10 protein-coding genes, 1 tRNA gene and 1 pseudogene are annotated in these 12,103 nt (G+C 46.7%); 1 reads left to right on the top strand and 11 read right to left on the bottom strand.

Annotated elements, in window-relative coordinates; all coding sequences use genetic code 11:
- Nucleotides 1-7: 7 nt before the first annotated feature.
- A complete protein-coding gene (locus tag JCM10914_RS30975) occupies nt 8-1,327 on the bottom strand; it encodes a HAMP domain-containing sensor histidine kinase (RefSeq protein WP_023965822.1) in 1,320 nt (439 codons plus the stop codon).
- Complete coding sequence (locus tag JCM10914_RS30970; RefSeq protein WP_023965820.1) at nt 1,324-2,310, bottom strand: hypothetical protein; 987 nt, start codon at nt 2,308-2,310, stop codon at nt 1,324-1,326. The genes JCM10914_RS30975 and JCM10914_RS30970 overlap by 4 nt, the downstream gene beginning before the upstream one ends.
- Nucleotides 2,311-2,713: 403 nt before the next feature.
- Between JCM10914_RS30970 and tadA the strand changes: the two genes are divergently transcribed.
- Nucleotides 2,714-3,205, top strand: coding sequence for a tRNA adenosine(34) deaminase TadA (tadA, locus tag JCM10914_RS24275; protein WP_023965818.1), 492 nt, complete (start codon nt 2,714-2,716; stop codon nt 3,203-3,205).
- Between the two features lie 60 nt (nt 3,206-3,265).
- Here the strand turns inward: tadA and JCM10914_RS24270 are convergent, their stop codons facing one another.
- The 9 genes and pseudogenes from JCM10914_RS24270 to guaB form a co-directional block, all read right to left on the bottom strand.
- On the bottom strand, nt 3,266-4,351 hold the full coding sequence (locus JCM10914_RS24270) for a hypothetical protein (protein ID WP_023965816.1): 1,086 nt from the start codon (nt 4,349-4,351) through the stop codon (nt 3,266-3,268).
- 328 nt (nt 4,352-4,679) lie between these two features.
- Nucleotides 4,680-4,829 (bottom strand): hypothetical protein, encoded by a 150-nt coding sequence (locus JCM10914_RS24265; RefSeq protein WP_036719979.1) that lies wholly within the window; start codon nt 4,827-4,829, stop codon nt 4,680-4,682.
- A gap of 127 nt (nt 4,830-4,956) precedes the next feature.
- Nucleotides 4,957-5,298, bottom strand: a complete 342-nt coding sequence (locus JCM10914_RS24260; RefSeq protein WP_023965814.1) for a hypothetical protein — start codon at nt 5,296-5,298, stop codon at nt 4,957-4,959.
- A gap of 138 nt (nt 5,299-5,436) precedes the next feature.
- Nucleotides 5,437-5,525, bottom strand: a tRNA-Ser gene (locus tag JCM10914_RS24255).
- An 80-nt stretch (nt 5,526-5,605) separates the two neighbouring features.
- Nucleotides 5,606-6,889, bottom strand: a complete 1,284-nt coding sequence (gene serS, locus JCM10914_RS24250; protein ID WP_023965812.1) for a serine--tRNA ligase — start codon at nt 6,887-6,889, stop codon at nt 5,606-5,608.
- Nucleotides 6,890-7,031: 142 nt separating this feature from the next.
- Nucleotides 7,032-7,655, bottom strand: a complete 624-nt coding sequence (gene pdxT / locus JCM10914_RS24245; protein WP_023965810.1) for a pyridoxal 5'-phosphate synthase glutaminase subunit PdxT — start codon at nt 7,653-7,655, stop codon at nt 7,032-7,034.
- Nucleotides 7,656-7,671: 16 nt separating this feature from the next.
- Nucleotides 7,672-8,552: pseudogene (pdxS, locus tag JCM10914_RS24240) on the bottom strand (pyridoxal 5'-phosphate synthase lyase subunit PdxS).
- Between the two features lie 160 nt (nt 8,553-8,712).
- Complete coding sequence (locus JCM10914_RS24235; RefSeq protein WP_023965804.1) at nt 8,713-10,119, bottom strand: D-alanyl-D-alanine carboxypeptidase family protein; 1,407 nt, start codon at nt 10,117-10,119, stop codon at nt 8,713-8,715.
- Between the two features lie 157 nt (nt 10,120-10,276).
- On the bottom strand, nt 10,277-11,734 hold the full coding sequence (gene guaB, locus JCM10914_RS24230; protein ID WP_023965803.1) for an IMP dehydrogenase: 1,458 nt from the start codon (nt 11,732-11,734) through the stop codon (nt 10,277-10,279).
- Nucleotides 11,735-12,103 lie beyond the last annotated feature (369 nt).

Here is a 12,103-nt window from a genome sequence, read left to right as displayed (position 1 = left end):
TCTGTCGTCATTCTTCTCCTGTCTCGATTGCATCCTGCTTCACTGCCGGGAGGATCATCCGAACCTTTGTTCCAACATCAACTTGACTCTGAATGTCCATCATTCCTCTGTGACCTTGAATGATACGCTGACTGACCATGAGTCCGAGTCCTGTTCCAGTCTCTTTGTTCGTAATAAATGGTTCGCCGAGATGCGGCATAAGTTCGTCTGGAATTCCCTGTCCTTCATCCTGAATTATGATTTCAACCTCCTCCATCTGTGTCAACGCAAGCTCGATATGAATAACACCTCCGTCCGGCATAGCTTCAATGGCATTCTTCAGCAGATTGATAAATACTTGCTTAAGCTGATTCTCTTCACAATGCACCAGCGTTGGCTCGGAATTAAAGTTCAACTTAAACTCAATTCCATACAGATGGGCTTGACTGTCCAAGAAGGAGATGACATCTCCGAGAATCATCCTTACGTCTCGGACTTGAAACCGAATAGCTTGCGGTTTCGCAAGAATTAGAAACTCACTAACGATCAAGTTGATCCGATCCAACTCCGATAACATCAGGTGAATATGATCGAGATTTATCTGGTGTGTCTGACCCTGTAGTTGCAAGAATCCCCTCAAGGTAGTCAGTGGATTACGTATTTCATGAGCAACCCCCGCTGCCAGTTGACCAACCGTGTTCAGCTTCTCAGAGCGGCGCAGCAGCTCCTCAATCCGATTCCGCTCAGTTACATCACGGGACACGCTAATCATGGTTGTAATGTCGCCCTGCTCGTCCCGTACGAGCGAGGTGCTGATGCTAACTTCGATCGGATGGCCGTCCTTCCCTAGCCGGATGGTCTCAATCGGCGGCAGACGCTCGCCATCCCGCAGCCTCTTAATCCGCTGGGCCTCTTCCTCCACCATCTCTGACGGCACTAAAGCAGGTATTCGTCCGACTACTTCATGTGACTTCCAGCCATACAACTGCTCGAACGCTTTATTGACACTGATGATTCGACCATAATTATCTGTTGTATGAATAGCATCGGCCGTCTGATTGATAACCGATTCCAAATATTCTTTCACCGATTGATTCTCATCTACCATCTGCTTCAACTGACTCGTGTAATGGCCTAAATTGCGGGTCATAGCATTAATGCGACCTGCAAGCTGCCCCAGCTCATCTCTGCTGCTCACTTCAAGCCTTCGGTCGAAATGACCATCAGCCACGTCGTTAACGGTCCCTAAGATGGCTTGAATCGGCTTCGTAAAATAACCGGCAACGATATAGCTTCCGAAAATTACAATTTCAAGCAACACTAGCGATATCGCTACAAGACTGATCATCTGTTCCCGCATGACCGACGATATGGCTCATAGTCCATAACCACGCTAATGACCTGGGTAGGTTTGTCATCATACGTAACCGGAATAAAGCTTTTCAGCACCTTTTTATTCTGAATCGTACTTACGAACACGACATGATCATTCGTTTCGATGGACTGCCTAACAGCCTTCTTGTCCTCCTGAAGGCTTCCGTAATGATACGTTCCGAATGTGATCGGACGATTGCCGAGCTTATAGTGGATAGCATCCTTGCCATCCTCTCTCATATAATCATTACCGAATGTATCGGGGTTAATGCCCGTGACTTCCAATATCCGGGGATTGGATTTTAACGTTTCTTCAACCACCGTATCAGGACTGGTTACCTTCATGAAATCCTTAATATCGGAACTTCTTATGTAAGGGTCAATAATGTAGTTACGTTTCCCATCATAATAATAACCCCATTTATCTATAGACTCCGGACTCGACGTAGAGAATTCAAACGGACCGGACCAGAAATGCTTACCACGTTGTCCCTCCTGCACGGACTGGACGTTTTCATATTCGAACAATTCAAGAAATGCCGTGTGCCAATAACCCCAGTCTTTAGTGGAGAGGCCTATCTCCTCCGCCGCTGAAGAACGGGCAACCACAACATCATCTAACGTTCGGACCAACAATGAGATATGGGTAACGCCTATCTCTTGGCTCAGCTCTGCGAGCTGCTTATTCGTAATATTTCGAATATCTGGATCGAGCTCTTTAGCTGCATTAATGGAAGCAACCTTAAGCATATCTCCGAATATCTCATCCATATAACCGGAGCTAAATTCAGTCTGCTGTACCGTAATGGCAATCTGAGTCGCCGTCATCACCATCTTGGTTTCACTATCCTGCTGCAGATTTTCCTGTGTGGTGTAATAGTTCAATGTAATGTTAAGCAGAAGAATAAACAAGACCGATATGGACATGATCAACGATAATTTCGTCTTGATCGACAAGTAGCATCTTCACCTTTCTGCTAATCACATCGACTATGTACAGATCTAGTTATCCTCATGATACCTTGATCACGAACGTTTGAAAAGACAAGCCTACTACCCCAAACCACTTAGCGTATCATGGATTGCTATTGCAATACGGAAACTTTACAATAAAAGAGGTCATCTTGGTTACACAACAAATAATATCCACAAGTTGCGCACAAATACACACTCACATTGGGGATAATGTGCATAACTTTGTGCATAAAAAGAAAGATATCCACAATATTGTCCACAACATGTTAACAAACGAATAAATGTTCGTTGCACAACGAGGATCAAAACTAACCATACCAGGAAAATAAGCCGTGAATGACCCCATATCCCCTAAAATATTGCTCATTTTGAAGGAGAACTACTATTGTTTACGAATGATGTACACCCACCGAATGTGGATAACTTGAATCACGAATTCTGGATGCGTGAAGCGATCGCTCAAGCAAGAAAGGCGGAAGAACTCGGAGAGGTCCCCATTGGCGCTGTTATTGTACACGATAATAAAATCATTGGCCATGGATATAATCTACGCGAAACCACTTATGATTCAACCGCGCATGCCGAAATGATTGCTATTCGCGAGGCAAGCGAGCATCTCGGGGCATGGCGCTTGCTGGATTGTCGACTGTATGTCACACTCGAGCCGTGCCCTATGTGTGCAGGCGCGATTGTACAGTCGCGCCTGCCTGAACTGATCTATGGCACAATTGATCCGAAGGCTGGCTGTGCGGGTACGTTAATGAACTTACTGCAGGAGCCTCGTTTTAATCACAGAACCTCTGTGACGCACGGTGTGCTGCAGGAGGAATGTGCCAGCCTTTTGACTCAGTTTTTCCGCCGCTTGCGAGGTAAATAAAGCATCATCTAGCACAAAACCCGGCCATTGATGGCCGGGTTTTGTGCTGAATTCGTATGATTAATAAGTGCTCATCTGGTTCATTGATTCTTCGAATTGTTCCATCGTGATCACGTTCTCGTCTGTAGGAATACCAATCTTGAATTCTTGCTTCGCATTGATATTCATATACTGCGTGCTGCCTTTGATAGCCAGCTTCACGTTCTCACTTGATTCCGGATCGTTGAAATCAACATTCATCACTACATCTTGATAAGCAGGGAAATCATTCTTATCGATGGCTGTATTGACGTTGAACGTATTGATCGATACTGCTTTCTTCATATCCTCAAGTCCTGCTTGGAATTCTTCTTGGTTTACTTCAGCTACCGCAGCTTTAGCTTCATCGATATCTGCTTCGGTCAGACCAAGCAATTCACGATACTCCGGCTTGCCTGCGATGTCTACAACCTTCGGTGCTACGTTGTTTACCATAATTTCTAATGCTTCACCCAAGGTGTCGTTGGTTACAAAAAATTGTACGACTTGCTTCGCTTCTACTCCTTCTGGAAGACCTGCATCCTTCACAGGAATCTCCTTGAAGTATTTCGCTTGATCGTACTCGCTTAGCAATGCTTCCAGAACTTCATTTACGAACTTCTGGGACTTCTCAGTATCCATAGATTCTGGACTAAAGGTCTCGCCAGATTGCTCGGCCAGCTCCTGCAGATCCATGACCAGGAATTTACCAACAACATCCTCTGGGAATGGAATCATTGGAATGCTTGGGATCTTGATGTAAATCTTCTCTTGCGTCATTACCATGTCTACGTTAATGGACATTGCCATGTCGCCCTTGAGATGAACACCCATGTTCATTTCCATCTGCTGAGGCTCGGACTGGTAAATACCATCAACCGTTAATTCAGCATTCTTTAGCATGGTCATCGCTTGTGTAACACCTGGATCGCCAGTAACGTCAGGTATGTTAATTTGAAGATCCTCGATCACGAATTTGCTCTTCATCTCATAAGACGTCATTTGCATGGCATTCTTTGCAGCATTCGTCATCGCTGCCTTAGGTTCTTCGGTCTTCGCGCAACCCGACAGCACTACCATTACTGTAAGCAGTAATGTCAGCATAATCGTCGCAAACTTCTTGTTCATTCTAAATCTCTCTCCCCTCAAACATCAGAAAAAATAACAGACCTTCTAATCATAAACCATTTCTTTGAAATGAGAAACACTTTCTGGAACATTTACTGTAATTTTATTCCCTTACTTTTTCCAGTCATCTTAACCTTAAACTTCTTGAATTTCTAATTTTGCCTTGTTAGATTGGGGCCCAATGTTATAACACTTGTAGTCTAATACGGAATATTTATGAAAAGGTTTCATGAAATGAGAAAAGAACCGCTCATCGACAGACAGGCGGTTCTTTGTCATTGATCTTATTCACGCTCGCAACTCTCAATCAAGCCAGGAACCACTCGCATTAACCTTCCGGATTAAAGTGGCCGTCTTGCTTATGAATCTTTGCCTTATGGGAACCTGATAACGGTTCCTGTTGGCTTTTATCATGCTCTTTGTGCCGCTTGGGTTGATCCTGGGCTTCTGGAACCGGAATCGCTTTGGGCTTACTCATCATGCAGACCTCCTGATTCATGAATGTAGGGATCCTCTGTGGGGAAATCATAACTGTTTCGTTCAGTACTTCCCCTTAGAGCAATCGGATAGCTTAGCCATAGCCTGTATACCGTTACCGGTGAATGTTAATGATGCGTGAGCTGCTGCAAGGCCTGTGCACACTCATGAATGTGCCTCGTATAATCACCAACCATGCCCTGAATGTTCTCACTGCGCTCATCGGTCGTTGCGCCATCTCGCTCGACATCCACCAAATCCACACGGACTTCCCTTGAATCCACATAAGTGCATTGAAAATCAAAAGAGTACTCCTGACGTCCAGCTGCACCGATATGAATGCGTAACGCGTTAGAATTTCCCTCGTCGGCTGCCACTTCGGCATGATCACCCGGCTTGAGGATGGTAGGTAATCTTTCTTGCCAAGCGTTTACCAATGTTGTCTGATCCACATTTATTTGTGAACTCATTATCACACCTCCCCTACATTATAAATTGCGAATATAAGGGATGTTTTATACAGAAGAGCATGGGACGTAGCCAAAATCTTTTAAAATTATGAACGCAAAAAAACCGCTCCCTTAGGAACGGTTATTGTAGATGGTGTATGGCGGAGAGGATGGGATTCGAACCCATGTGGAGTTGCCCCCTAACGGTTTTCAAGACCGCCCCGTTATGACCGCTTCGGTACCTCTCCAGGTGGAAAAATGCTTTGCACAACGATTAATCACGTGCAAAAATCATTATACCACAGGACAATATATTTAAGCAACTCATTTATTTCTTCTGTTCAATAACGCTCACATTACCCATATATGGTCGTAGCACTTCCGGAATAACAACCGTGCCATCTTCCTGTTGATAATTCTCTAATATCGCAGCCACCGTGCGACCGACCGCTAGACCAGAACCATTCAATGTATGCACAAACTCCGGCTTGCTCTTAGGCTCCGGACGGTAGCGAATATTCGCTCGGCGGGCCTGGAAGTCTCCGATATTCGAGCAAGATGAGATTTCCCGATACACTCCACTCTCTGGAAGCCACACTTCCAGATCATATGTCTTCATCGAGCCAAAACCCATATCCCCTGTGCATAAGGTCATAATACGATATGGCAAGTTCAGCAATTGGAGTACACGCTCGGCGTCAGCCGTCATTTTCTCAAGCTCGTCAAAGGAAGTCTCCGGTTGAACGATTTTTACCATCTCGACCTTGTTGAATTGATGCTGGCGAATCAAACCACGCGTATCCCGGCCTGCAGCACCTGCCTCGGAACGGAAACACGAGCTGTAAGCCACGTAATGTTTCGGTAAATCCTCTACATTCAGGATTTCTTCACGATGATAGTTCGTGACCGGAACTTCCGCTGTTGGAATCAAGTAGTACTCGGTATCACTAATCTTAAACAAATCCTCTTCGAATTTAGGAAGCTGGCCTGTACCGTACAGGCTGTCCCGATTGACGATATATGGAGGCAGCATCTCTTCGTAACCGTGCTTATCGCTGTGCAGATCCATCATGAAACTAATCAGAGCACGCTCCAGTCGCGCACCGAGTCCCTTATAGAACGTAAACCGGGAACCTGTTACCTTGGCACCCGCCTCGAAGTCCAATATATTCAGATTCTGAGCCAGTTCCCAGTGCGCTTTCGGTTCAAAATCAAACGCTCTCGGCTCCGCCCACCGCCGCAGCTCTACATTCTCTTCCTCGGATGCGCCCACAGGCACGCTCTCATGAGGAATATTCGGGATGGCCAGCGTCAGCTCGGAAATACTAGCTTCCAGCTCACGTACTTCTTCGTCCATCGCCTTAATCTGATCTGAAACTTCACGCATCTCCAGAATCAGCTCGTCTGCATTCTCACGGTTCTTCTTCAGTTTCGCTACTTCAGCCGATACGGTATTGCGTCGGTTCTTCAGACTTTCGCTCTCTTGCAGCAACTCGCGCCGCCGGGCGTCAAGCTTCGGAAAATCAGCGATCAAATCAAGGGATTTGCCGCGATTCTTCAGCGATTCTTCGACACGGCTGTATTCGTTGCGCAATATTTTTACGTCTAACACGGGGAACCCTCCTAAAGTAAAACATCCACAAGGTATATCTAAACAGCTGCTAAATCAAGATTAACCTTGACCAGCAACTAAATTCCTTCATAATTCATACGTTACAATCTTATTGCATTTCAGCGAAAAAGACAACTTGACTCTATGTTGCTTCAGAGTCAAGATGTCTTCTGCTGTAACTATTCTTGAAGCTGCTCGCCTGTTCTCTTACCATGTCTACAAAGTAGGCATGCAGACGATAATCGTCCGTCAATTCAGGATGATAGGACGCCACCAGAAGATGACCTTGTCTGGCTGTCACGATCTCATCCTTATAAGTCGATAGAATCTCCACACCCGCACCTACGCTTAGTATCAAAGGTGCGCGAATGAACACGGCACGGATCGTCTCCTCAATGCCGACAACGCTCAAATCCGTTTCGAAGCTTTCGCGCTGACGACCGAACGCATTGCGTGCCACAGTAATATCCATAAGCTTCAAATGGGCCTCTTCGTCCCCTTGAATCCGTTCTGCCAGCACGATTAGTCCAGCACAAGTGCCGAAGATTGGCTTGCTTTGCGCGGAGAAATCACGGATCGCTTCCATGAAATCGTATTTACGCATCAGCTTGCCGATGGTTGTGCTCTCGCCGCCTGGAATAATCAGGCCATCGATAGTGGCAAGCTCCTCCACTTTCTTAATCGGAACTCCCTCTGCACCAGCACGGGTAATACTGCGTATATGCTCTGCTACGGCACCCTGAAGCGCCAGTACGCCGATCTTCATACTTATCCCTTCTCTCTTACAAACCGCGATCCTGCATGCGCTCAGACGGGCTCAGCTTGGAAATCTCGATGCCTTTCATCGGAGCACCCAGGTTCTTGGATACCTCAGCGATCAGTTTATAATCGTTATAGTGCGTAGTTGCTTCGACAATCGCACGCGCAAATTTCTCCGGGCTGTCCGATTTGAAAATACCGGATCCAACAAACACGCCGTCTGCGCCCAAATGCATCATCAGTGCCGCATCAGCAGGAGTCGCCACGCCGCCAGCTGCAAAGTTAACGACAGGAAGCTTACCGGTCTCGTGTACACCTTTTAGCAGGTCGTAGGAAACGCCCAGATTCTTCGCCTCGGCATACAGCTCGTCTTTCGACATATTCTGTACTTTACGAATTTGGCTGTTAATAAGGCGCATGTGACGAACAGCTTCGACGATGTTCCCTGTTCCAGGCTCACCCTTCGTCCGGATCATAGATGCGCCTTCACCGATACGACGCAAGCTTCGCCGATATCCTTGGCACCACATACGAATGGAACCGTGAAGTCCCATTTGTCGATATGATACACTTCATCCGCTGGTGTCAACACTTCACTCTCATCAAGGTAATCTACGCCAAGCGATTCCAGTACCTTTGCTTCCACATAATGGCCGATACGTGCTTTAGCCATAACCGGAATGGAGACAACTTTCATAACTTCCTCCACAATGGTCGGATCAGCCATGCGCGCTACTCCCCCGGCAGCACGAATATCGGAAGGCACACGCTCCAATGCCATAACCGCCGTCGCACCAGCAGCCTCAGCAATTTTCGCTTGTTCCGCATTCATGACGTCCATGATGACGCCGCCCTTTTGCATTTCTGCCATACCTCTTTTTACAGTAGATGTTCCTGTTTCCATGTCCCCCAGCCTCCCAATTGTTTATGTTGTATCATATCGATCTATAAGTTTCTATCACGACAGATTTAGTCAAAAAATGCTCAATCATCATTGAATCTAACTCGATATTTTACCGTATGAAATGTAAATAGGCAACCCATTTACTCGGATTTATATTTTTCTAAAAAAGATTCTTAATAGAATCGAATAGGTCGGAGAAGAACTCTCCGATTGCTCGTAGGAACAACTTGAACCAACCAGCCTTCTCGACTTCTTCCGAAGTCACGAGATTAACGGTCTTCTTTTGTACTTCCTTGAGGCCCTCAATCTTGTATTCATAAGTAACGGTCCCTGCTTTGGTGTTGGTAGCAACTGGAGCCGTCAACGTCTCGCTCTCTAGGGCTCCTGCGAAAGTCACGTTACTGCCATCGGATCCTTTAGGCACAACGAACGTAACCGGTCTATCGGTAACCAGAGCGGTTTGCTTCTCTTTCCCCTTTTTGACACCTACCGTTTCCAGTCCCTCCACCGTTGTGCTCGCAGGAAGGATTTCCTTCACTTCAAAGTTCTCAAAACCGTAGTCTAAGACTTTGCGGGTCTCTTTGAAACGATCAGCATTGCTTTTGGTACCCATAACAACGCTGATCAGACGAACGCCATCGCGCTCAGCCGTTCCGGCAAAGCAGTATCCCGCCGCACTGGTATGTCCCGTCTTCAAGCCATCTAGTCCTTCATAAGCATACGCACGGAAGTTGGTAATGTCCTTATTCGCCTCCAACATCCAGTTCAAATTAACGATCGGATCCTTGTCACGTTCGCGGAATTTATATTCTTGCATTGCCGTAACATCAGCGAAGTCTGGATGATCTTCTACGATGTTCATCGCCAGAATCGCTGCGTCCATCGCCGACATTAAAGTCTCACGATCTTCAGTGGGGCGGTATTTCTCTGGCATGTCCGCGCGGCTAAGACCCGTTGAATTAATAAAATGAGCCGTCTCCATGCCCATCCGCTTAGCCGTCTCATTCATCATGATAACGAATTCGGCTTCAGAGCCAGCGATGTGCTCAGCAAGCGCTATGGAAGCATCATTCGCTGAACCCACGGCCATGGCTATGTAAAGATCTCTAACCGTATGTTGATCTCCTTCAGCAAGGAAAATTCTAGATCCGACAGCCTTGGATGCATTTTCTCTTACGGTTACCATAGTATCCCATGAGAGTTCGCCCTGCTTCACTTGCTCCGCTACGAGATACTCCGTCATCATCTTGGCCATACTGGCAGGAGGTAAAGCTTCAGCGGAATTAATATCCAGTAGAACTTGTCCTGTCGAAGGCTCAAGCAGAACCGCCGATTCTACAACCAAGCCCAAGTTCTCAATAGAAGGAACCTTGTCTGCCTTACCAGGCGTTGCAGTCCCTTGATTCTCGGTATCTTCAGTCGTTGCCGGAGTCTCTGCTGTAGCTAGCGTGTAAGGTGCTGCTGCTGCCGGCAGGGTAGATAAACACAATATATTAAACAGCATCACCGATGCAAGCGTACGCTGCAAACGTTGGCGCTTATTCTTCTTGTTGGACTTCTCTTTCAATGGAATTACTCCCCTCTAATTCTCAATAAGTCATTAACTTGTTCTATTCTATCATAGGGGGGTATCAAAAAAAGACAAGCGGGAGTAATTTACTCTCGCTTGTCTTTCGCAGAACCATAAATTTTAATTAATCCTGAATTGCTTGGCCAAAGTAAGTTTACAAAGAATAGTTTGGCGCTTCTTTCGTAATCTGAATATCATGCGGGTGACTCTCGCGGAGACCGGCTCCTGAGATTTTGATAAACTGGGTCTCGTTACGCAATTCATGCAGATTCGCTGTGCCACAATAACCCATACCCGAACGCAAACCGCCGATAAGTTGGTGAATCGTATCCGCAAGCGGCCCTTTGTAGGCTACCCGACCCTCGATGCCCTCAGGCACCAACTTTTTATCGTCATCTTGGAAGTAGCGATCTTTACTTCCTTGTTTCATAGCAGCCATGGATCCCATACCCCGGTATGCTTTGAAACGACGTCCTTGGTAGATTTCAGCTTCGCCCGGACTCTCTTCCGTACCGGCAAACATGCTGCCGAGCATAACCGCGCTAGCACCTGCAGCTATTGCCTTCGTAATCTCACCGGAATACTTGATGCCACCGTCAGCAATGATCGGAATGCCATATTCCTTGGCAACCGTTGCGCAGTCATAGATGGCCGTAATCTGTGGCACCCCGATCCCTGCAATAACACGGGTTGTACAAATCGAACCAGGACCAATTCCGACCTTAACGACAGACGCACCAGCTTCAATCAGTTCACGTGTTCCTTCACCCGTCGCCACGTTGCCCGCAATGATGGTCAGTTCTGGATAGAGCTCGCGCAGCTTGCGAACCGCATCAATGATATTGATGTGATGACCATGCGCCGAATCAACCGTAATCACGTCCACGCCTGCTTTAACCAAGGCTTCCGCTCTTTCGAACGTATCCTTGGAGATGCCGATAGCTGCACCTACGAGCAGTCGTCCTTGCGCGTCTTTCGCAGCATTAGGGAATTGGATCGCTTTCTCAATATCCTTAATGGTGATAAGCCCCTTCAACACGTTATCCTCGTCCACCAGTGGCAGTTTCTCGATCTTATGCTTCTGAAGGATCGTCTCGGCATCTTGAAGCGTTGTACCTACTGGAGCCGTAACCAAGTTCTCACTTGTCATAACTTCGCTAATCACCGTGTTATAATCATGAATGAAACGCAAATCGCGATTGGTCAGGATGCCGATCAATTTGTTATCTTCATCCACGATCGGTACGCCAGAGATGCGGAATTTACCCATCAGTTTCTCAGCATCGGAGACCAGGTGTCCCGCATGCAGCGAGAACGGGTTCGTAATGACACCACTTTCGGAGCGCTTTACGCGATCGACTTCTTCAGCTTGTTGTTCAACCGTCATATTTTTATGGATAATGCCGATTCCGCCTTCTCTGGCAATCGCAATGGCCAAAGGAGCCTCCGTTACCGTGTCCATTCCTGCGCTAATAAGAGGGATATTCAGTTTTACCTGCTCGCTTAACTTGGTGCTGACATCCACTTCCTTTGGAAGTACCTCGGATTTTCTAGGAACCAACAAAACATCGTCAAAGGTGAAGCCTTCCTTGCTAAACTTATCTTCCCACACCTGGGTTATTCCTCCTTTTTGTCGTCTTCCTGCGGACTACAATAACTGCCTGGCGCTGGACCGGACGGCATTTTCATTATTTTCAGAAAAATATATTATTGCCATCTTAGCAAAGGGCCCATAGGCTGTCAAGGATTGAATTGCCCCTATTTCTAGGTCTGATCAGGGTCCATCCCATACGTCACCCTGTCTACCCAGCAAAGACAAAACAGCCTGTTTTCTTCTATATAATGGAGGGGATCCCCGATTCCACCCTGGTCTACCATTAACTTTTGGGACATCCAGGCAACTCGCAACTCCATTTCATAATGCTGTCGTATAGTATCACCTAAGCCCAAGCAGTATAATCCAGAAAATCTGTGCGCATAT

The sequence above is a fragment of the Paenibacillus sp. JCM 10914 genome, assembly GCF_001315105.1.
In the GTDB taxonomy this organism is placed as follows: Bacteria; Bacillota; Bacilli; order Paenibacillales; family Paenibacillaceae; genus Paenibacillus_AQ.
Note: the sequence above shows the minus strand (reverse complement) of the source record. Positions and strands in the feature narration are given on the sequence as shown.

What these genes read in the sequence shown, in the direction of transcription:
- JCM10914_RS30975 (WP_023965822.1), bottom strand. Translation starts at nt 1,327, where the DNA reads ATGATCAGTCTTGTAGCGATATCGCTAGTGTTGCTTGAAATTGTAATT.
- pdxT (WP_023965810.1), bottom strand. Translation starts at nt 7,655, where the DNA reads ATGAAGATCGGCGTACTGGCGCTTCAGGGTGCCGTAGCAGAGCATATA.
- JCM10914_RS24265 (WP_036719979.1), bottom strand. Translation starts at nt 4,829, where the DNA reads ATGAGTAAGCCCAAAGCGATTCCGGTTCCAGAAGCCCAGGATCAACCC.
- JCM10914_RS24260 (WP_023965814.1), bottom strand. Translation starts at nt 5,298, where the DNA reads ATGAGTTCACAAATAAATGTGGATCAGACAACATTGGTAAACGCTTGG.
- JCM10914_RS24270 (WP_023965816.1), bottom strand. Translation starts at nt 4,351, where the DNA reads ATGAACAAGAAGTTTGCGACGATTATGCTGACATTACTGCTTACAGTA.